The sequence below is a fragment of the Cytobacillus sp. FSL R5-0569 genome (assembly GCF_038007265.1).
Lineage (GTDB): Bacteria > Bacillota > Bacilli > Bacillales > Cytobacillaceae > Cytobacillus > Cytobacillus kochii.
This window is the reverse complement of record NZ_JBBOWW010000001.1, coordinates 3,280,438-3,300,888: the sequence shown is the minus strand read 5'-3', so window position 1 is coordinate 3,300,888 and position 20,451 is coordinate 3,280,438. Positions and strand designations below refer to the sequence as shown.

General features: G+C 37.0%; 21 protein-coding genes and 1 other annotated feature. Of the genes, 20 read left to right on the top strand and 1 reads right to left on the bottom strand.

What is annotated here, in order from left to right; translation table 11 throughout:
• Both MKX78_RS16760 and MKX78_RS16755 read left to right on the top strand, forming a co-directional pair.
• Positions 1–957 carry an ABC transporter permease gene (locus MKX78_RS16760; RefSeq protein WP_095372457.1) on the top strand — a complete coding sequence of 319 codons (957 nt, stop codon included), beginning with the start codon at positions 1–3 and terminating at the stop codon, positions 955–957.
• A gap of 82 nt (positions 958–1,039) precedes the next feature.
• Positions 1,040–1,789 (top strand): polysaccharide deacetylase family protein, encoded by a 750-nt coding sequence (locus tag MKX78_RS16755; RefSeq protein WP_322909622.1) that lies wholly within the window; start codon positions 1,040–1,042, stop codon positions 1,787–1,789.
• A 179-nt stretch (positions 1,790–1,968) separates the two neighbouring features.
• Here the strand turns inward: MKX78_RS16755 and MKX78_RS16750 are convergent, their stop codons facing one another.
• Positions 1,969–3,234: a replication-associated recombination protein A gene (locus MKX78_RS16750; RefSeq protein WP_095372459.1), complete on the bottom strand. Its 1,266-nt coding sequence runs from the start codon at positions 3,232–3,234 to the stop codon at positions 1,969–1,971.
• A gap of 238 nt (positions 3,235–3,472) precedes the next feature.
• On the opposite strand from MKX78_RS16750, the gene MKX78_RS16745 reads away from it, so the two are divergent.
• The 18 genes from MKX78_RS16745 to greA all read left to right on the top strand — a co-directional run bounded on the left by MKX78_RS16745 (position 3,473) and on the right by greA (position 20,440).
• On the top strand, positions 3,473–4,132 hold the full coding sequence (locus MKX78_RS16745) for a YczE/YyaS/YitT family protein (protein ID WP_307312797.1): 660 nt from the start codon (positions 3,473–3,475) through the stop codon (positions 4,130–4,132).
• A 52-nt stretch (positions 4,133–4,184) separates the two neighbouring features.
• Positions 4,185–4,604, top strand: a complete 420-nt coding sequence (gene cymR, locus MKX78_RS16740) for a cysteine metabolism transcriptional regulator CymR (protein WP_095372461.1) — start codon at positions 4,185–4,187, stop codon at positions 4,602–4,604.
• A gap of 24 nt (positions 4,605–4,628) precedes the next feature.
• The gene (locus MKX78_RS16735) at positions 4,629–5,771 is read left to right on the top strand and encodes a cysteine desulfurase family protein (protein WP_095372462.1); all 1,143 of its coding nucleotides are present in this window, start codon (positions 4,629–4,631) and stop codon (positions 5,769–5,771) included.
• A 29-nt stretch (positions 5,772–5,800) separates the two neighbouring features.
• A complete protein-coding gene (mnmA, locus tag MKX78_RS16730; protein WP_341051647.1) occupies positions 5,801–6,916 on the top strand; it encodes a tRNA 2-thiouridine(34) synthase MnmA in 1,116 nt (371 codons plus the stop codon).
• A 298-nt stretch (positions 6,917–7,214) separates the two neighbouring features.
• Entirely contained in the window at positions 7,215–7,868 is a 654-nt protein-coding gene (locus tag MKX78_RS16725; protein WP_095372464.1) for a tetratricopeptide repeat protein, read from the top strand.
• A gap of 42 nt (positions 7,869–7,910) precedes the next feature.
• On the top strand, positions 7,911–10,310 hold the full coding sequence (gene recD2 / locus MKX78_RS16720; protein ID WP_341051646.1) for an SF1B family DNA helicase RecD2: 2,400 nt from the start codon (positions 7,911–7,913) through the stop codon (positions 10,308–10,310).
• Between the two features lie 131 nt (positions 10,311–10,441).
• Entirely contained in the window at positions 10,442–10,912 is a 471-nt protein-coding gene (locus tag MKX78_RS16715) for a PRC-barrel domain-containing protein (protein WP_095372466.1), read from the top strand.
• A 19-nt stretch (positions 10,913–10,931) separates the two neighbouring features.
• Complete coding sequence (locus MKX78_RS16710; RefSeq protein WP_095373640.1) at positions 10,932–11,123, top strand: hypothetical protein; 192 nt, start codon at positions 10,932–10,934, stop codon at positions 11,121–11,123.
• Between the two features lie 25 nt (positions 11,124–11,148).
• A complete protein-coding gene (locus MKX78_RS16705) occupies positions 11,149–11,280 on the top strand; it encodes a DUF3918 family protein (RefSeq protein WP_095372467.1) in 132 nt (43 codons plus the stop codon).
• 146 nt (positions 11,281–11,426) lie between these two features.
• Complete coding sequence (locus tag MKX78_RS16700; RefSeq protein WP_307312804.1) at positions 11,427–12,503, top strand: AI-2E family transporter; 1,077 nt, start codon at positions 11,427–11,429, stop codon at positions 12,501–12,503.
• A gap of 89 nt (positions 12,504–12,592) precedes the next feature.
• Positions 12,593–12,799 (top strand) — a binding site (T-box leader).
• A gap of 54 nt (positions 12,800–12,853) precedes the next feature.
• Positions 12,854–15,487, top strand: a complete 2,634-nt coding sequence (gene alaS, locus MKX78_RS16695) for an alanine--tRNA ligase (protein WP_307312806.1) — start codon at positions 12,854–12,856, stop codon at positions 15,485–15,487.
• A gap of 159 nt (positions 15,488–15,646) precedes the next feature.
• Positions 15,647–15,913 (top strand): IreB family regulatory phosphoprotein, encoded by a 267-nt coding sequence (locus tag MKX78_RS16690; protein ID WP_095372470.1) that lies wholly within the window; start codon positions 15,647–15,649, stop codon positions 15,911–15,913.
• A gap of 1 nt (position 15,914) precedes the next feature.
• Entirely contained in the window at positions 15,915–16,331 is a 417-nt protein-coding gene (gene ruvX / locus MKX78_RS16685; RefSeq protein WP_095372471.1) for a Holliday junction resolvase RuvX, read from the top strand.
• A gap of 12 nt (positions 16,332–16,343) precedes the next feature.
• Positions 16,344–16,625 carry a DUF1292 domain-containing protein gene (locus tag MKX78_RS16680; protein WP_095372472.1) on the top strand — a complete coding sequence of 94 codons (282 nt, stop codon included), beginning with the start codon at positions 16,344–16,346 and terminating at the stop codon, positions 16,623–16,625.
• A 432-nt stretch (positions 16,626–17,057) separates the two neighbouring features.
• Entirely contained in the window at positions 17,058–18,182 is a 1,125-nt protein-coding gene (gene mltG, locus MKX78_RS16675; protein ID WP_095372473.1) for an endolytic transglycosylase MltG, read from the top strand.
• Between the two features lie 237 nt (positions 18,183–18,419).
• Positions 18,420–19,061, top strand: a complete 642-nt coding sequence (locus MKX78_RS16670) for an O-methyltransferase (RefSeq protein ID WP_095372474.1) — start codon at positions 18,420–18,422, stop codon at positions 19,059–19,061.
• A gap of 120 nt (positions 19,062–19,181) precedes the next feature.
• Positions 19,182–19,817: a uridine kinase gene (gene udk / locus MKX78_RS16665; protein ID WP_095372475.1), complete on the top strand. Its 636-nt coding sequence runs from the start codon at positions 19,182–19,184 to the stop codon at positions 19,815–19,817.
• A gap of 146 nt (positions 19,818–19,963) precedes the next feature.
• The gene (gene greA, locus MKX78_RS16660; RefSeq protein WP_095372476.1) at positions 19,964–20,440 is read left to right on the top strand and encodes a transcription elongation factor GreA; all 477 of its coding nucleotides are present in this window, start codon (positions 19,964–19,966) and stop codon (positions 20,438–20,440) included.
• Positions 20,441–20,451: the final 11 nt, after the last annotated feature.

The following is a 20,451-nucleotide window of genomic DNA, read 5'->3' as shown; positions in this document are numbered from 1 at the left end:
ATGTTCTCATTAATTAGAAACGAATGGGTGAAAATCTTTAAACGAAGTGGCACTTATGTAATGATTGGCATTCTTCTTTTTATCGTCGCTGTAGCAGGTGCTTTTATGAAATACCAAGATGTACAAGGATCAGTCCCTCCAAATGAGCAATGGCAAAAAGGGTTACAAATGGAGATAGACTCCTATGAGAAGGAGCTGGAGAATTCCGGAGATATGCTTCCAGAGGATGTAAAAGAAAGCTATGAAAAGATCATTGCCATTAATGAGTATCGCATCGAAAACAATATATCACCAAATGGAGATTACGAGGCACTGAGTTTTATATCTGATATGTCTTCGCTAATAGATTTTGCCGGTTTGTTTATGATTATTATTGCTGGAGGGATTGTAGCAAGTGAATTTAATTGGGGAACGATTAAACTGCTACTCATTCGCCCAATTACTAGAAGTAAAATTCTTCTCTCCAAGTACATAACTGTGCTGTTATTTGGTTTCAGTTTGCTCTTTTTACTTTTCATGTTCTCTGGCATATTAGGCCTCGTTCTATTTGGTTTAGGTGGTAGTGAACCGTATCTCTTATATCAAGATGGAGTAGTAAAAGAACAGTCAATGATTTTGCATTTAATCAATGTGTATAGTTTATCATCCATTCAAAACATTATGCTAGCAACGATGGCCTTTATGATTTCATCAGCATTCAGAAGTAGTTCATTAGCAATTGGTTTATCTATTTTCCTTATGTTTGCTGGTGGACAAATTACTCACCTCATTGCGATGAAGTATGATTGGGCGAAATATAGTTTATTTGCTAATACCGATCTGTTTCAGTACTTTGAAGGAACACCGATGTTACCAGGAATGACGTTAACTTTTTCCGTTATCATGTTGATTGTTTATTTTCTGATATTCCAAATCATTGCATTTATCATATTTAAGAAAAGAGATATAGCTGGATAAAATCTAGAAGCTGCTGGAAATTTCCAGCAGCTTATTTTTATGGGTAAAATGGTCACAATAATCATTGAAGGAGTGTGGGGTCATGAGGATAAAGTGGTTTTTTCTCGTTTTTATAATGATTTTATTTATACCATTTCGTATTAGCGAGGCTTCGATTAAGGAAAGAGATGAATACGAACAATTGGGCCTAGCCATTTGGGATTTTTGCCAAATGAAAGGAAATTATGTAGCACTTACATTTGATGATGGACCAGATCCTGTATACACGCCGCAAATCTTAGATTTATTAAAAAAATATCAAGTAAAGGCGACTTTCTTTGTCGTGGGGAAAAAAGCAAAGGATTTCCCTGAGGTGATACAGCGTATAAATAAAGAAGGTCATGAAATTGCTAATCATACGTATAACCACGGATATGATGTTTTAATTAAAGAAGATAAATTGACAGAAGAACTTATAAAGACAGAGGAGGTTGTGAAAGCCATTACTTCTAAATCAATGACGTTATATCGACCAGTTGCAGGGATATACAATGATACTATTATGAATACAGCTACAAAACAAGGTTATTTAGTAACGATGTGGTCTTGGCATCAAGATCCTAAAGATTGGATGAACCCTGGTGTTTATCCTATTTTTCATCACGTATCTACTGCGATGAAACCTGGAGATATAATTGTTTTACATGATGCTGGTGGTGATCGTTCACAGACAGTGTTTGCACTAGAGGAAATCTTGAAAACAATGAAAAATATTGAATTTAAAGGGGTAACTGTGTCCGAGCTTATTTTACTTTCACAAGAGATTCCAACAACTATCTTCGATGCAAAATAACACGTTTTCTCTTTTTTTTGAGTGGAAATAAGTGGTGATGAAAAGATATGTTCTGCGTTACTTATCAGAGTGACAAGAGATAGATAAGGCATTGCCAAGTATTTTATTGTTAACAAATGAGGAAAATCCACTCAAACATTTAGAACTGAGTGGATTTACTATCTTTTTTAGCCAGAATCTTACTGTTGTAGCCGTTTGTAAACATTGGAAAGAGCTTGTTCAAATTTACCGTTCGTTTTTGGCTCATAATAAGTTTTCTGCTTAATGTTATTAGGCAAGTATTGTTGCTTTACCCATCCATTTTCATAATCATGCGGGTATTGATAGTCAATGCCTCTACCTAATTCTTTCGCCCCTTTATAATGGGCGTCTTTTAGGTGATCTGGAACTTCACCGCTAATGCCTGCACGTATATCTGATAAAGCCCGGTCAATCGCCATAATAGCTGAATTAGATTTCGGTGAGAGGCATAGCTCAATCACTGCATTAGCTAACGGAATTCTTGCTTCAGGGAAACCTAACCGCTCTGCTGATTCAATGGCTGATAATGTTCTTTGTCCAGCTTGGGGGGAGGCAAGTCCGATATCTTCATAAGCGATAACCAATAGTCTTCTTGTAATACTAACCATATCTCCTGCCTCAATTAATCTGCCTAAATAATGAAGGGAGGCATTCACGTCACTTCCACGAATGGATTTTTGGAATCCAGATAAAACATCGTAATGTGCATCACCATCTTTGTCATGTGCCATACTCTTTTTTTGCATGCATTCTTCGGCAGCTGAAAGTGTAATGAGGATAGTACCTGAGTCATCTGGTTCAGTTGAAAGCACTGCCAATTCAAGCGCATTTAGCGAACTACGAACATCGCCTCCAGATGCAGTTGCAAAGTGAGTTAATGCCTCATCTTCTATGTCTATTGTCTTATTACCCAGCCCTCTATCTTCATCAGCAATAGCTACTTTTAATGCCGTTTTAATCTCTTCCACTTCTAATGGCTTTAGTTCGAAAATTTGACATCGACTTCTGATGGCGGGGTTAATTGCATGATAAGGATTGCTAGTAGTAGCACCTATTAAGGTAATCATGCCATTTTCTAAATAAGGTAAAAGAAAATCCTGTTTTGCTTTATCTAAGCGATGAACCTCATCTAATAATAAAATAACCTTACCTGACATCTTTGCTTCGGCTGCTACGACTTCCATATCCTTTTTATTATTTGTCACTGCGTTTAAAGTGCGAAAAGCGAATTTAGTACTACCAGCTATTGCACTAGCAATAGAGGTTTTTCCAATTCCTGGTGGTCCGTATAATATCATCGATGATAGTTGTTTCGCTTTTACCATTCTATGAATAATTTTACCTTCTCCCACGAGGTGTTGTTGACCAATAATTTCATTGATTGTTCTTGGTCTCATTCGAAAAGCTAACGGTTTGATACTCAACTATATCACTCCTAATTAGATAAGAGGCTTATCCTGTTCCTTTTGATAACATATCATAAAATTAAAATAGCTAAAATGATTAACGCTTGCAAATGTGCTATAATAGCAAGGTCTATTTATATGTTGTGAAGAAAAATGTTTTTAACCTATCCAACTACTTATTAAAGAGTATTCTACCATTTAATGGAGGGCGTAAGAAAAAAGATTAAAAATAATCTATCCTGTGAGGGCTTGTCAAATGATCAATAATAATAAAATAGGGCAAACAGGACCGAGGTTTATTATCTATTTACTCGGTTTATTAGTAATGAGTTTAGGAATTGTACTCCTTATTGTTGCAGATTTAGGCGCAACACCTTGGGACGTATTGCATGTAGGTTTGTATTATCAATTAGGGTTATCAATTGGCACCTGGTCTATTATTGTTGGTATTCTTGTACTTGCCATTGCGGCAATCATTGGTAAAGAGATGCCAAAAGCAGGTGCTTATCTTAATATGATTCTTATTGGAATCTTTATTGATTTGTATTTATTATTACCGTTTATGACCACTCCTGAAACGATTTGGGGAAAATTCATTATGTTTGCTTGTGGTCTTTTAATTAATTGTTATGGTATGGGCTTGTATATATCAGCTCGTTTAGGTACTGGGCCACGGGATAGTTTAATGATGGCATTAATGAATCGAACAGGTTGGAAAGTTGCCTATATAAGGTCAAGTATGGAAATTATTGTGTTAGTTATCGGTTGGCAGCTTGGCGGTCCTGTTTTTTGGGGGACAATCGTTTTAAGCTTGGCTACTGGTCCAATAGTCGGTGCAGCATTACCACAATGTCAACGATTTACGAATAAGTTACTTGCACGAATGAAGGAAAGAAAAGTATCGATTGCCTCATAACAGGTAACGATGGAATTTATAGAGAGAATAAAGATGAATAGAGGTGTCGGGAATGAAAATATCGACAAAAGGTCGTTACGGATTAACGATTATGATAGAACTCGCAAAGAAATATGGGGAAGGTCCCGTTTCATTAAAAACAATTGCACAAGCAAATGATTTATCAGAACACTATTTAGAACAATTAATTGCTCCTTTAAGAAATGCTGGTTTTGTGAAAAGTATAAGAGGAGCTTATGGCGGATATATACTTGGAGATGAGCCATCAAAGATCACTTCAGGCGATATTATTCGCGTATTAGAGGGTCCGATTAGTCCAGTTGAAGGGATAGAAAATGAAGAACCAGCTAAAAGAGAATTATGGATGCGTATACGTGACGCAGTGAAAGAGGTATTGGATAATACAACGATTGAGGATTTAGCAAACCATAAAGATAATGGTGAATCCGATGCTTATATGTTTTATATTTAACAGATTGGCAAGAAGGTGAAAAAAGTGGAAAGAATTTATTTGGATCATGCGGCAACAAGTCCGATGCATCCTCAAGTAATTGAAGTAATGATGCGAATGATGCAAGAGGATTACGGAAATCCATCAAGCATTCATTCTTTTGGTAGAGAAGCAAGACAAGTACTTGATCGGGCAAGAGAAGTAATGGCATCAAGTATTGGAGCTATTGCAAACGAGATTATTTTCACAAGTGGTGGAACCGAATCCGATAATCATGCTATTTTTGGAGTAGCTCGAGCGAATCAAAATAAAGGTAAGCATATCATCACTTCAGAAATTGAACATCATGCAGTACTACATGCGTGCGAAGAGCTTGAAAGAGAAGGATTTGAAGTAACATATTTACCAGTCAACAATGAAGGGGTCATTGAGGTAGACACTGTTAAGAAAGCGTTACGAGATGATACAATTTTAGTTACCATCATGTATGCGAATAATGAAGTTGGTACCATTCAGCCCATCGCTGAGATAGGTAAACTGCTCGTTAATCATCAAGCAGTCTTTCATACAGATGCGGTACAAGCTTATGGCCTATTGCCTATAGATGTGAATGAAGCAAATATTGACTTACTTTCTGTTTCAGCTCACAAAATAAATGGTCCAAAAGGTATTGGATTTCTATATTGCCGGAAAGACATTTCCCTTCCTTCAAGATTGTTTGGGGGCGAGCAAGAAAGAAAGCGTAGAGCTGGAACGGAAAACGTACCTGCCATTGCTGGTTTTTTAGAAGCAGTGAAAGTAAGTCAACAAAATAGAGGGGCTAAAAGTACGCACTTTCAACAATTAAGAGAAATGTTCTTGCAAACATTGATAGAAAATGGAATAAAGTTTAAGCAAAACAGTTCGCTTGCTGAAACACTTCCTCATGTATTAAACTTAAGCTTTCCAGGAACAAATGTGGAAGCTATGCTTGTTAATTTGGATTTGGTAGGGATTGCCGCATCTAGTGGTTCTGCATGTACAGCAGGATCTATAGACCCATCGCATGTACTGGTCGCGATGTTTGGTAAAGGAGATGAGCGGTTAGCTAACTCTATAAGGTTCAGCTTTGGCTATGGTAATACATTAGAACAAGCAGGTGTAGCTGGAAAAGAAGTAAGTAAAATCGTGCAACGATTTCAGGCATAAATAAAGTATAGCAAAGAGAGGTGAAGACAATGACAAAAGCGCCAAAAGATACGCGAGTTGTTGTTGGGATGTCCGGTGGCGTTGATTCATCGGTAGCTGCACTCCTTCTCAAAGAACAAGGCTATGATGTCATCGGCATTTTTATGAAAAACTGGGATGACACCGATGAAAACGGTGTATGTACAGCGACGGAAGACTATGAAGATGTAATCCGCGTATGTAATCAAATCGGTATTCCATACTATGCTGTCAACTTTGAGAAGCAATATTGGGATAAAGTGTTCACCTACTTTCTTGAAGAATATAAAGCAGGTAGAACACCGAACCCCGATGTCATGTGCAATAAGGAAATAAAATTTAAAGCGTTTCTAGAACATGCGATGCATTTAGGTGCTGATTATTTAGCAACTGGTCATTATGCGCGTGTAGAAGAAAGAGACGGCGAAGTAAAAATGCTTCGTGGCCTTGATGAAAACAAAGATCAAACGTATTTCCTTAATCAGCTTTCGCAAGATCAATTAAAAAAAGTAATGTTCCCAATCGGCAATATTAAAAAGTCAGAGGTAAGGGAAATTGCGGCAAAAGCAAATTTAGCAACAGCTACTAAGAAGGATAGTACTGGTATTTGTTTTATTGGTGAAAGAAACTTTAAAGAATTCCTAGGTAACTACTTACCAGCTCAACCAGGTAATATGGAGACATTTGATGGTAAAGTAGTCGGTAAGCATGATGGTTTAATGTATTATACAATTGGTCAAAGACATGGTTTAGGGATCGGTGGCGCAGGTGAGCCTTGGTTTGCGATTGGTAAGGACTTGAAAAGGAATGTTCTTTATGTAGGACAAGGCTTTCACCATGAAAAATTATATTCCGATTCCCTTGTAGCTGTGAATGTAAGTTGGGTATCTGAAAAAGAAATGCCACAAACATTTGAATGTACAGCTAAATTTAGATATCGTCAGACAGACAATAATGTAACGGTGGAACGCTTAGCGGACAATAAAGTTCGAGTGAAGTTTCATGAGCTAAGTAGAGCGATTACCCCTGGCCAATCAGTTGTTTTTTATAAAGGTGACGAATGCTTAGGCGGAGCAACAATTGATGAAGTATATATTAATAGTAATCAACTCACATATGTAGGATAAAAAATCAGGCAAATTGATTGCCTGGTTTTTTATTTTTCCCACGTTTTTATGATAAATCTTCAACAAGTTACTGAGTCTAGAATGGATACGCACAAATGCCGCAAATCATCGAAGTTAACTTTTCTCCTCTCATTCTTTGGAGAAGCTGGAAAATCAAGCCGTGTACCAACTATATTATGTTCAATTCTAAAAACCTAAACAAATTATGCCTGAACGTTTAGCCTGTGAATGAAGTCATAACGAAAAATATGCTATACTATTTCGAAGAGTAAAGAGATAGAAATGGAGTCGATAAATAATGGATAAAAACCAACAAGGTATTCAATATATGCAAGAAGGTAAATGGGAAGAAGCAGCTAAGATTTTTATGGAAGCCATTGATGAAAACCCTGAGGATGCGGTTTCTTATATCAATTTTGGTAATGTTTTATCAGCCGTTGGCGACGGAGAACGAGCATTGAAGTTTTTTCTAAAAGCAATTGAACTTGATGAAAACGCGGGTGTTGCTTATTATAGTGTCGGAAATTTACTTTTTGAAAAAGAACAATTTGACGAGGCTAAAAATATGTTTGAACAAGCGATGCAAAAAGGAATCGACCATGGAGACAATTATTTTATGTTAGGTATTTCCCTTATGCAATTAGAGCAAGGGAAATTAGCATTACCATACTTGCAACGTGCAACTGAATTAAATCCACAGGATGCAGAAGCGGCGTTTCAATATGGTCTTTGCTTAGCGCAATTAGAATTAATAGATGAAGCCATTAAGCAACTACAACAATGTATTGAATTAGATGAGGAACATGCAGATGCTCATTATAATCTCGGTGTCGCTTATGGTTTTAAAGAAGACGTGCAAAAGGCACTCGCTCATTTTAATCGTGCATTGGATATACAACCGGATCATATGCTTGCCGGCTACGGTAAGAAAATGATTGAAAAACAAGCATAAGATAAAAAACAAGATGCGCTTAAAAAGGAAGGAGCATATGGGATGGATGAGCAGAATTCTTTAGATTTATTTGCTGAACAAAAAACGTATGTAAAGGGCAAGCATCTTGTGACTATTTTCCATAATGAGAGTAATCTTTATACGGTTTTACGTATTCGGGTGCTAGAGACAAATGCACAATATGAAGAGAAAGAAGCGGTCATTACTGGCTACATACCGAAAATCCATGAAGAGGAGACCTATACATTTATAGGGGAATGGAAGGAACATCCAAAGTTTGGGTTGCAATTCCATGTAGAGCAGTACAAGAAAGAAATGCCTCAAACAAAAGAAGGTGTCGTTAATTATTTATCAGGTGACCTCTTTAAAGGAATTGGTAAGAAAACGGCACAAAGTATCGTGGACGAGCTTGGAGAAAATGCGATCAATAGCATTTTAAATAATCCTTCATTATTAGATGGGATACCAAAATTAGCAAGTGAAAAAGCGAAAGTTTTATACGACACACTTGTGGAGAATCAAGGAATTGAACAAGTCATGATTCACCTCAATCAACTTGGTTTTGGTCCACAACTATCTATGAAGATTTTTCAAACATATAAAGATCAAGCAATAGATATTTTGCAAAAAAAACCTTATCAACTCGTAGAGGATATTGAAGGGATTGGCTTCCATCGGGCAGATGAGATTGGACAACAAGTGGGAATGTCAGGTAGTCATCCTGACCGTATTAAAGCAGCATGTTTGTATGTGCTTGATAGTGAAAGTGCACAGGCAGGTCACGTATATGCTGAAGCAGAAGAATTACTCCCTGCTGTCAAAAAACTATTAGAGGAAAAAGCGACTGAGGTAATCCCTTACGAGGCGATTAGTGAAGCAATCTTAAAGCTCGGAGAAGAGAGAAAAGTGATTGCAGAAGGACAGCAGTTATATTTACCTTCTCTTTTCTTTTCTGAAAAGGGAATCGTTACAAATATCAAACGTATACTCAATCAAACGGAATTTAATGAACAGTTTCCTGAATCGGAATTCCTCCTTGCTTTGGGACAATTAGAAGAGCGACTTTCGGTACAGTATGCGCCATCTCAAAAAGATGCCATTCAAAAAGCGTTAATGTCGCCAATGATGATCTTAACTGGTGGTCCAGGTACGGGCAAAACAACGGTTATTCAAGGAATTGTTGAATTGTATGGTGAATTACATGGCTGTAGTTTAAATCCGAAAGACTATAAAAAAGAAGAGCCTTTTCCTTTCTTATTAGCTGCACCTACTGGAAGAGCGGCGAAAAGAATGGCAGAATCTACAGGATTACCAGCTGTGACGATTCACAGATTGCTTGGTTGGAATGGAAGTGAGGGTTTTGACCATCATGAAGAAAACCCGCTTGAAGGGAAAATTCTTATTGTTGATGAAACTTCCATGGTTGATATATGGCTAGCCAATCAACTTTTTAAAGCGATCCCTGAAGAAATGCAAGTCATACTTGTTGGTGATGAAGATCAATTACCATCTGTGGGCCCAGGTCAAGTATTAAGAGATTTATTACTTTCTGAACGTATCCCTTCGGTTATGTTGACAGATATTTATAGGCAATCGGAAGGCTCGTCAATTATTGAGTTAGCACATGAAATGAAAAAGGGAAGATTGCCGCAAAATATTACTCAGCAACAAAAAGACCGTTCCTTTTTTCAATGCCAACCAGGTCAAATTGGCACGGTTATCGGGCAAGTAGTGCGAAATGCAAAGAAAAAGGGGTATTTAGCAAAGGATATTCAAGTACTTGCACCGATGTATCGTGGTCCTGCAGGTATTGATCGCCTTAATAAAATGATCCAAGAAATTTTCAACCCTAATGAAGATGGTAGTAGAAAGGAAATTGCTTTTGGTGATGTTGTCTATCGCATTGGAGACAAGGTGTTGCAATTAGTCAATCAACCTGAAAACCACGTTTATAACGGTGATATGGGTGAAATTATTTCCATATTTTATGCAAAGGAGAACACAGAGAAACAAGATATGGTTATTGTTTCTTTTGACGGAGTGGAAGCAACGTATACAAAACAGGATTTAAATCAAATCACTCATGCCTATTGTTGTTCCGTTCATAAGTCACAGGGCAGTGAGTTTCCGATTGTTATTCTTCCGGTCGTTAAAAGTTATTACCGGATGTTACGGAGGAATTTATTATATACTGCCATTACACGAAGCAAGCAGTTCCTTATATTATGCGGTGATGAAGAAGCGTTAAAAATGGGTATACAACGATTGGATGATCAATCGAGGCGATCTAACTTACGATTGAAGTTACAAGATGAAATCTTCGAAGGAGAGACCATTGAAGCTGTAGATGAATCATTAACATATGAAGATTATTTGATGAAAGTCGACCCGTTGATAGGAATGGAAAATATCACACCTTATGATTTTTTAGAGGCTGATTAGACTAAGATGAGAGATTTTTCTCATCTTATTTTTTTACCTATATACATAAAACAAATTGCCAACCTGGAAAAAGAATGACTCGCACCATCTTTGAACAAAATAACAATGTTCAAAGAAGGTGGGAGTAACTTTTGCGAACATTTTCCTTATTAAGAGGCTTGTCGGTAATCGTGTTGAATAACGGTAGGGCAATAGGTGAAGTGAATGATCTCTTCATCTCACCCGAAGGATTAGTGAAGGGACTATGGGTGAAGAACCACTCATTTATTCGTAAATCCTTTTTTCTAGATATTAAAGATGTGTACTCATTTGGTTGGGATGGTGTGATGATTGAGAGTTGTGATGTATTAACAGCTATACCAAAGCATAGTGATTTTACAATTGCTAGTGAAAATCGTCTGGCTGGCCGAATGATGATGACAAGAGAGGGCGATCGCTTAGGACTTCTTCAAGATGTATATTTCAATGAAGAATTGGGCACAATCGTAGGGTATGAACTATCAGATGGCTTCTTTTCTGATGTACTTGAAGGAAAGAAAGTAGTTAAAGCTAGTTGCGCACCAGCGATTGGAAAGGATGCCATTATTGTAAATGTAGAATAAGGTAGGTGTCCTTTCCATGATGCTTCAATGTCCTAATTGTCAAAGCAAAGATGTCGGTAAGATTGGCATAAATCAATATTACTGTTGGAATTGCTTTATCGAACTCTCATTGTCTAAAGGAATTATTCACACTCACCAAGTGGAAGAAGATGGGTCTTTAAGTTCTTTAGATGACTTATTTGATGAAGAAGAGCGTCGTTTTTCTTCATAAAAATTCTTATGAGAGGTGTCATATGATGAATAAAATGTTAACCTCAGCAGCTGTCATAGGCGCAGGTGTAGCCGCATATAGCTATATGCAGAAAAATAACATCGTCTCAAAAAGAGATATGAAAAAAATACAAAGAAAAGTAATGAAAATGTTTTAAATGTTTTGGCGTCCTCAATCAAATAGATTGGGGACGTTTTTTCGTACCTGTGCTATGTCAATAAATGAATCCATTCCGTCCCTTGTTTAACTTGTATGTATAATTCATATGCTCTCTTCTCAAGATAGTAAAGGGAGGCGTAGTGCATGGACGTTCGTATGAAATGGTTGTACCGTTTAGGCTTTGTTTTGCTTGTTCTCATTTTACTTTATATCTTTTTTCAATTAAAAGAATTATGGCTCCCTCTTTTAAAATTACTGCTTGTTGTGCTGATTCCGTTTTTACTTGGGGCATTTTTTACTTATCTCTTACACCCTATTGTTGAAAAGTTACATCAAACGGGTATGCACAGAGGATTAGCAGCTTTAGGAATTTATTTATTATTTTTTGGTGGTGTTGGCTACGGATTGTATAAAGGGATTCCGGCTTTTATTCATCAACTAAATGATTTAGTTGATCATGCGCCAGAGTTTGCCGAGCAATATCGCTCTTTTATTGCTTTGATTCAAGAACGCACATCTGAATGGCCAGAAACATTACAATTACGTGTAGAGGATGGGATTAACAATATTGAAGCAGCATTAGATAAATTATTAACAAAGGCAATTAATATATTGCTTGAGATTCTTAATTATGCTTTAATCATCGCTATTATCCCATTTATCTCCTTTTACCTTTTAAAAGATTATACGGATGTAAAAAAAGCAGTCTGGTACTTAACGCCAAGAAGATGGAGAAAAGAAGCTGTTTTGTTTATAAGAGATGTTGATAAGTCACTCGGAGGTTATATTCGTGGGCAGCTCCTTGTATGTTTAGTAATCGGGGTGATTTCAGCTACTTTATTTTGGGTGTTCGGTATGAAGTATCCATTGTTGCTTGGTTTTATCATTGCAATAACCAATATTATTCCGTATTTTGGTCCAATTATTGGTGCAGTCCCAGCGGTGATTATTGCAGCGACCCTGTCAGTCAAAATGGTGATTATCACATTAATTATTATAGTTGTATTGCAATTTGTGGAAGGGAATATATTATCTCCTTTAATTGTAGGGAAAAGCTTACATATGCACCCCCTCATTATTATGCTTTCATTACTAGCTGGTGGAGAAGCTGGCGGTATCATTGGTTTAATTATGGCTGTTCCGATTTTGGCAATCCTAAAAATTAGTCTTATACATGCACGTAAACTATTAATGAACCGACATAGGGCAGATAAGGTATAGTTTCAGCTGAATTTGTTGATACTGTTAAACATTGATATTGACAAAAGAGCAAAAATCTAGCTATAATTCGACTATATCTATTTAAATAATGTAAGATGTTGATGGAAGAAGTATGTTATAGTCCATTCGAAAGAGAGGAAATTCCATGGCTGAGAGAATTTCTCGATGAAGGATAACAGAAAGCTAATCCGGAGTGCAGTTAACTACTGCCGTTCACCGCGTTAAGGTGCTTTGAGAGGTGAGAGTTTTCTTTCACAATCAGGGTGGTACCGCGAGCTTAAGTTCTCGTCCCTGTATTGGGGATGAGGGCTTTTTTTTATGGTTACATAAATTTTTTAGGAGGTTTTTTTATGAAACATTTAACTGGTGCAGAAATTAGACAAATGTTTTTAGATTTTTTTAAAGAAAAAGGTCACGCAGTGGAACCAAGTGCTTCTTTAGTACCACATGAAGATCCGTCACTACTATGGATTAATAGTGGTGTAGCTACATTGAAGAAATATTTTGATGGTCGAGTGATTCCCGAAAATCCAAGGATCGTTAATGCACAAAAATCAATACGTACCAATGATATTGAAAATGTTGGGAAGACAGCACGTCACCATACATTCTTTGAAATGCTTGGGAATTTTTCTATCGGTGACTACTTTAAAGAAGAAGCGATTCTATATGCTTGGGAATTCTTGACGAGTCCAAAATGGATTGGTTTTGAAGAAGACAAATTATCTGTGACAATCCACCCTGAGGACGATGAAGCGTACAAATTATGGAGAGAAAAAGTAGGTGTACCAGAAGAACGAATTATTCGTTTGGAAGGGAATTTCTGGGATATTGGTGAAGGACCAAGTGGACCGAACACAGAAATTTTCTATGATAGGGGAGAAGAGTATGGTAACGATTTAAATGATCCTGAGCTCTATCCTGGGGGAGAGAACGAACGTTACTTGGAAGTATGGAACCTTGTATTTTCTGAGTTTAACCATAATCCAGATGGAACATATACTCCACTACCAAAGAAAAATATTGATACGGGCATGGGCTTAGAGCGTATGGCTTCAGTTGTGCAAAATGTAAAGACGAATTTTGACACAGATCTATTTATGCCAATCATTAAAGGAACAGAAGATATTTCTGCTGAGAAATATGGTAAAACTGCGGAACAAGATGTCGCATTTAAAGTGATTGCTGACCACATTCGTACAGTAGCATTTGCAATTGGTGATGGTGCTCTTCCATCAAATGAAGGTAGAGGATATGTTCTTAGACGATTATTACGTCGCGCGGTTCGTTATGCGAAACAAATCAATATTCATCGTCCGTTCATGTTTGAGTTAGTACCAGTGGTTGCAGAAATAATGGTTGATTATTATCCACAAGTAAAAGAAAAAACGGCTTTTATTCAAAAAGTCATTAAAAACGAAGAAGAACGCTTCCATGAAACGTTACACGAGGGTTTAGCTATTCTTTCAGAAGTAATGAAAAAAGAAAAAGCTAATGGACATACTGTAATCGATGGAAAAGATGTTTTCCGTCTTTATGATACGTATGGTTTCCCCGTTGAATTAACTGAGGAGTACGCAGAAGAAGAAGGGATGAGCATCGACCATGATGGCTTTGAAAAAGAGATGGAAAATCAGCGTGATCGCGCTCGAGCTGCTCGTCAAGATATAGATAGTATGCAAGTCCAGGATAGTGTCCTAGGTGAAATTACGGTAGACAGTAGGTTTGTTGGGTATGAACAATTGACGATTGATACTGAAGTAGCTGCAATTGTAAGTGGTGGCGAGCTAGTAGACCAAGCTGGTCAAGGCGAAGAGGTTCAATTAATATTGACAGCTACTCCTTTCTATGCTGAAAGTGGTGGGCAAATCGCTGATAAGGGAACTCTAACAGCAAGTGGCGTGAGGGTTGAAATAAAAGATGTGCAAAAAGCTCCAAATGGACAAAACCTCCATCGTGCAGTTGTCACAGAAGGAGAATTAAAAGCTCATTCATCGGTTAAAGCATCTGTAGATTATTTTAATCGTAATAAAATCGTAAAAAATCATACTGCGACACATCTTCTTCACCAAGCATTGAAAGATGTATTAGGTACGCATGTAAATCAAGCAGGTTCTCTTGTTGAACCAGATCGACTAAGATTTGACTTTTCTCACTTTGGACAAGTAACAGGAGATGAGTTAGAGAAAATCGAAGCCATTGTTAACGAGAAGATTTGGAATAGCTTAAATGTGCAAATTGACCTGAAAGATATTGAAGAAGCAAAAGCAATGGGAGCAATGGCTTTATTTGGAGAAAAGTATGGGAAAATTGTACGAGTTGTTCAAATCGGTGATTATTCATTAGAACTTTGTGGTGGCTGTCATGTGGCAAATACTGCAGTCATTGGTTTGTTCAAAATCCAATCTGAAAGCGGGATTGGTGCAGGCACAAGAAGAATAGAAGCAGTCACAGGTGAAGGTGCTTATAAGATGATGACAGAGCAAATCTCTGTATTAAAAGAGGCTGGAGCTAAATTAAAATCAAATATAAAAGATTTACCAGTAAAAATTGACAGCTTACATGCAGAAATCAGGCAATTACAAAGAGAAAATGAATCATTAGCAACTAAATTGGGTAATATTGAAGCTGGAAGCTTGATTGACCAAGTGAAAGAAGTGAACGGTGTAAAAGTATTAGCTGCAAAAGTTCAGGCGACAGACATGAACCACTTGCGTAATATGGCAGATGAATTAAAACAAAAGCTTGCTTCAGCAGTGGTTGTACTAGGTAGTGCGAATGAAGGAAAAGTGAATTTAATTGCCGGTGTGACAGATGATTTGATTAAAAGTGGCTATCATGCGGGTAAATTAATTAAGGAAGTGGCTACTCGCTGTGGAGGCGGTGGCGGTGGACGTCCAGATATGGCGCAAGCTGGTGGAAAAGACCCAGCAAAATTAGAGGGAGCGTTACAATTTGTAGAGGAATGGGTAAAATCCGTTTGATTCCCGAATAGTTTAGTGTAAAATGTAGGTAAACAAAAGCGAATCATAAAAAGAAGAGGTTATATAACCTCTTCTTCATGAACTTGGTGTAGCTATCCATCCTTCTCTTTTTGAATAGGTAGCTTAATCGCTTAAGAACAGAATAGTGAGGTGTAGCAATTGAGCTCATTTGACAAAACGATGAGATTTAATTTTCCTGAGGAACCATTTGAACAAGATGTCAATAAAGTTTTGTTCCATGTTCACGATGCCCTGCAGGAAAAAGGGTATAATCCTATTAATCAAATTGTAGGTTACCTGCTTTCTGGAGATCCTGCCTACATACCCCGTCACAAAGATGCAAGGAATGTGATTCGCAAGTTAGAACGGGATGAAATTATTGAAGAACTTGTGAAGTCGTATTTAAAACAGCAACGAGAGGGATAATATGCGTACAATGGGATTAGATGTCGGCTCAAAAACGGTCGGCGTGGCTGTTAGTGATGGTCTTGGTTGGACAGCCCAAGGCATCGAAACAGTGAAAATAAATGAGGAACAGAATCAGTACGGATTTAAACGTATTGGTGAGCTGCTCAAAGAATATGAAGTAACAAAGGTTGTTGTTGGCATTCCTAAGAACATGAATGGTACAATAGGGCCTAGAGGTGAAGCGAGTCAGTTCTATGGTAATGAACTTAACAAACGTTTCGGTGTTGAGGTTATTTATTGGGACGAGCGTCTCACTACAATCGCTGCAGAGAGAGTCCTACTTGATGCAGATGTCAGTCGCAAAAAAAGGAAAAAAGTGATTGATAAAATGGCGGCAGTCATGATTTTACAAGGTTATTTAGATAGCCAGAATTAAGAGGTGAAAGAAATGGATCACGGAGAAAACAATATCACAGTAGTAGATGAGGAAGGTAACGAGCAGCTTTGCGAAGTGCTTTTTACTTTTGACTCTGAAGAATTTGGCAAATCTTATGTTCTTTATTATCCAATTGGTGCAGATGAGGATGAAGAAGAGGTTGAAATTCATGCATCTGCATTCGTTCCAAGTGAAGATAATACTGATGGTGAATTAATGCCAATTGAAACGGACGAAGAATGGGACCTTATCGAAGAGATGTTAAATACATTTTTAGAAAACGAAGAAGAATAAATTTGAAAAGACCCGCGTATTTAGTGGGTCTTTTTTTTATGTTCTATCATTCTTCGCAGGTGAACTTGCGACTAAGGCTAACCCAGAATTAATATCACACAACAAAAAAACATTAAGTAAAAAAAGACTTAGCAAAATATAACCTATCTCAAAAAAACCCTCCACTTTCAGCATTGCCCTCATTTCTATCTCATTCTCTATAAACTTAACTCATTCATTATTAAGGGAGAGGTATTATTGATTAACGCTTTCAGTATAACTGATTCGTTCTATAGTAGAAGAATTTTGTCTAAATATGCTATCCTATGACAGAAAGTATAGTATAATAATCCGAGATGTATGAGAGCTATTTTCCAGCTATTAATACAGTAGCAACATGAGGCGAAAAGGAAGTATGAATAGTAAGGGGAAATAGTTGCAAGGAGGTTTACCATGACAGATGATAAAAAAGGTAAGATGAAAAAACAGTTGATAGAGAGGCAAACAGAGGCGAAAGTTGTGCGTAAAATCGTGTTAATTGCAGCCATAATATTATTTGTAATCATAGGTGTTGGAGGGCTAGGTGGGTTCCTTTATGTGAATTCTGCTTTAAAACCTGTTAATCCAGATAACGACAAAGTCAAAAATGTCGAAATCCCTATAGGCTCATCCGTTTCAGGGATCGGACAAGTATTAGAAGAGAATGGGATAATAAAGGATGCTAGAGTATTCAAATACTATGTGAAGCTAAAGAATGAATCAGGCTTTATGGCAGGAACTTATGAACTGGCACCGGCGATGACTTTAGGTCAAGTCATATCAGAGCTGAAAACTGGAAATGTTGATCAAGAAGTCGTGTTTAAAGTCACACTTCCTGAAGGCAAGCAGTTGGAGCAAATTGCAGCAATTATAGCAGAAAAAGCAGGCATGGACGGAGACGAAGTCTTTGCAGAATTAAATGATAAAGCATTTGTACAGAAAATGCAGGAGAAATTTCCAAGTGTCATTACTGATGATGTTTTTGCGGAGAATATTAAATACCCTTTAGAGGGTTATCTATTCCCTGCCACATATGATTACTACAAAGAAGATGCAACGTTAGAAGAAATTGTAACACCAATGATTAAGAAGACAAGTGAAGTGCTTGCTCAGTACACAGATGCAATGGAGAACAAAGAGATGTCTGTCCATGAATTACTCACAATGGCTTCATTAATCGAAGAAGAGGCCACTGCACAAGTGGACCGCGATAAGATAGCCAGCGTTTTTTATAATCGTATGGATGAAGATATGCCTTTACAAACAGATCCCACCGTTTTATATGCACATGGTGAGCATAAGGAAAGGACATTGTATAAGCATTTAGAAATAGATGACCCATATAACACATATAAATACAATGGTCTAACACCTGGACCGATTGCTAATGCAGGTTCAACTTCTATTGAAGCTGCATTGAATCCTGAAGAAACGGATTATTTGTATTTCCTAGCTACACCAGAAGGAGAAGTTTTATTCTCTAAAACATTGGATGAACATAATGTGAAGAAAAATGAGCACATAACTAGTAATAATTAAAAAATAGAGGAAGCTAAAGAGGTGTGAATGATGTTAGATCATCATTTATGATAAAATCTCATAGCTTTCCTCTTTTTTATGTGGTAAAATAGCACAAGCATTTTATATATTTTTTTATGTGGCGTATCATGCAGATAGCGTAGATGGTCCAAGCTCTTGTTGACAATCTACTAATGTGAGCGCTTTTTTTCTTGCATATGCAAAGGATGGAAGTTAAATTAATAGAGGTGAAAGTAATTGCTAAATGATGAGCTAATTACATATATGCAAAAATTAATACCGGATCGTACAAACCTCTTCATGGAAATGGAAGAATACGCTAGGGAAAATCGTGTGCCAATCATGGAACTAGAAGGTATTGAAGCCATGTTACAGATTGTACGAATTCAACAACCAACAAAAATATTAGAGATTGGAACAGCAATCGGATATTCCGCTTTACGAATGGCTGAAGCTTGTCCATCTGCTCATATTGTTACATTGGAAAGAGATCAGGAGCGTTATGAAAAGGCAGAGAACTACTTTGCAAGAAGCGGCATGGCGAATCAAATCACTTTAATTAAAGGCGATGCATTAGAGCAAGAAGATGAGGTTCGAATATTAGGTGACTATGATATGATATTTATTGATGCAGCAAAAGGACAGTATAAGAAGTTTTTCGAGATGTATAGTCAATATTTAAATGATACAGGTGTAATTATTACCGATAACGTGTTATTTAAAGGCCTTGTTTATGAAAAAGCAGAGATAGAAAAAAAACGCATCCGCAACCTAGTGCAAAAAATTGACCAATTTAATGAATGGCTTATGAAAAATGATCGTTACCATACGGTGATTTTGCCTATTGGTGATGGTGTTGCGATTAGTAGAAAGAAATAAGTTTTGTTGTGATAAAGAATTATTACTAGTATAAGTACCATATGTTTGGCAATCATAGCAAAAAGGTGTATATTGTTAAACAGTAGCAAAAAAGCTACGATGTTAGGGAGATTGATAAAGATGAAGAGAAAACCGATTGTGATCGGTGTAGCTGGTGGATCAGGCTCTGGAAAGACAAGTGTAACGAAGGCGATTTATAATCAATTTCAAGGTCATTCTATTCTTATGTTAGAACAAGACTATTACTATAAAGATCAAGCACATCTACCGTTTGAAGAACGTTTGAAAACCAATTATGATCATCCACTTGCGTTTGACACAGATTTATTAATTGAGCATATCATCTCTTTAACGAATCACGAGGTCATCGAAAAGCCTGTATATGACTATTCTATTCATACGAGGTCAGATGATGTCATCGTTGTTGAACCAAAAGATGTGATTATCTTAGAGGGTATTCTTGTACTTGAAGATGAGCGTTTACGTGATTTAATGGATATGAAGCTGTTTGTCGATACGGATGCAGATCTAAGAATTATTAGAAGGCTTATGCGTGATATTAAGGAGCGAGGGCGTTCCATTGACTCAGTAATTGAGCAATATGTCAGTGTTGTTCGTCCAATGCATAATCAATTTATCGAACCGACTAAGAGATATGCCGATATTATCATTCCTGAAGGTGGACAAAATAAAGTGGCGATTGATTTAATGGTCACAAAAATTCAAACAATTCTTGAAGAAAAGTCTTTTTTATGACACAATAGCATAGAAAAATAATAAGGCTACAAACGTTTGCATAGATAGGCGCGTTCGATAAAGGACGCGCTGTAAATGCATTGTTTATAAAATTTATACATACTTTTGACCAATAATTGGTTATATATGGTAAAGGAGTGGGTGTTTTGAGTACAGAAAAAGTATTTCCAATGACACAAGAAGGTAAAACGAAATTAGAACAAGAACTAGAAAACCTAAAAACCGTTAAACGAAAAGAAGTGGTTGAACGTATAAAAATAGCTCGTAGTTTTGGTGACTTATCTGAGAACTCAGAATATGATTCTGCTAAAGAAGAACAAGCTTTTGTAGAAGGTCGTATTACGACTCTTGAAAACATGATTCGTAATGCTAAAATCATTACTGAGGATGAGATGAAAGGCGACGCAGTTAGCTTAGGCTCAACTGTTACTTTCGTAGAATTACCTGATGGTGAAGAAGAGACTTATTCTATCGTAGGTAGTGCAGAGGCAGATCCTTTTGAGGGCAAAATTTCCAATGATTCTCCGATTGCTAAAAGCCTTATTGGTAAAAAAGTAGGCGAAGAAGTGTCAGTGCAAACACCAGGTGGAGAAATGAGTGTTAAGATAACAAGTATTAACTAATAAAATTATTG

What these genes read in the sequence shown, in the direction of transcription:
- MKX78_RS16760 (WP_095372457.1), top strand. Translation starts at nt 1, where the DNA reads ATGTTCTCATTAATTAGAAACGAATGGGTGAAAATCTTTAAACGAAGT.
- MKX78_RS16745 (WP_307312797.1), top strand. Translation starts at nt 3,473, where the DNA reads ATGATCAATAATAATAAAATAGGGCAAACAGGACCGAGGTTTATTATC.
- MKX78_RS16705 (WP_095372467.1), top strand. Translation starts at nt 11,149, where the DNA reads ATGAATAAAATGTTAACCTCAGCAGCTGTCATAGGCGCAGGTGTAGCC.
- mnmA (WP_341051647.1), top strand. Translation starts at nt 5,801, where the DNA reads ATGACAAAAGCGCCAAAAGATACGCGAGTTGTTGTTGGGATGTCCGGT.
- alaS (WP_307312806.1), top strand. Translation starts at nt 12,854, where the DNA reads ATGAAACATTTAACTGGTGCAGAAATTAGACAAATGTTTTTAGATTTT.
- recD2 (WP_341051646.1), top strand. Translation starts at nt 7,911, where the DNA reads ATGGATGAGCAGAATTCTTTAGATTTATTTGCTGAACAAAAAACGTAT.
- MKX78_RS16680 (WP_095372472.1), top strand. Translation starts at nt 16,344, where the DNA reads ATGGATCACGGAGAAAACAATATCACAGTAGTAGATGAGGAAGGTAAC.
- cymR (WP_095372461.1), top strand. Translation starts at nt 4,185, where the DNA reads ATGAAAATATCGACAAAAGGTCGTTACGGATTAACGATTATGATAGAA.
- MKX78_RS16725 (WP_095372464.1), top strand. Translation starts at nt 7,215, where the DNA reads ATGGATAAAAACCAACAAGGTATTCAATATATGCAAGAAGGTAAATGG.
- udk (WP_095372475.1), top strand. Translation starts at nt 19,182, where the DNA reads ATGAAGAGAAAACCGATTGTGATCGGTGTAGCTGGTGGATCAGGCTCT.
- MKX78_RS16710 (WP_095373640.1), top strand. Translation starts at nt 10,932, where the DNA reads ATGCTTCAATGTCCTAATTGTCAAAGCAAAGATGTCGGTAAGATTGGC.
- ruvX (WP_095372471.1), top strand. Translation starts at nt 15,915, where the DNA reads ATGCGTACAATGGGATTAGATGTCGGCTCAAAAACGGTCGGCGTGGCT.
- MKX78_RS16755 (WP_322909622.1), top strand. Translation starts at nt 1,040, where the DNA reads ATGAGGATAAAGTGGTTTTTTCTCGTTTTTATAATGATTTTATTTATA.
- MKX78_RS16700 (WP_307312804.1), top strand. Translation starts at nt 11,427, where the DNA reads ATGGACGTTCGTATGAAATGGTTGTACCGTTTAGGCTTTGTTTTGCTT.
- mltG (WP_095372473.1), top strand. Translation starts at nt 17,058, where the DNA reads ATGACAGATGATAAAAAAGGTAAGATGAAAAAACAGTTGATAGAGAGG.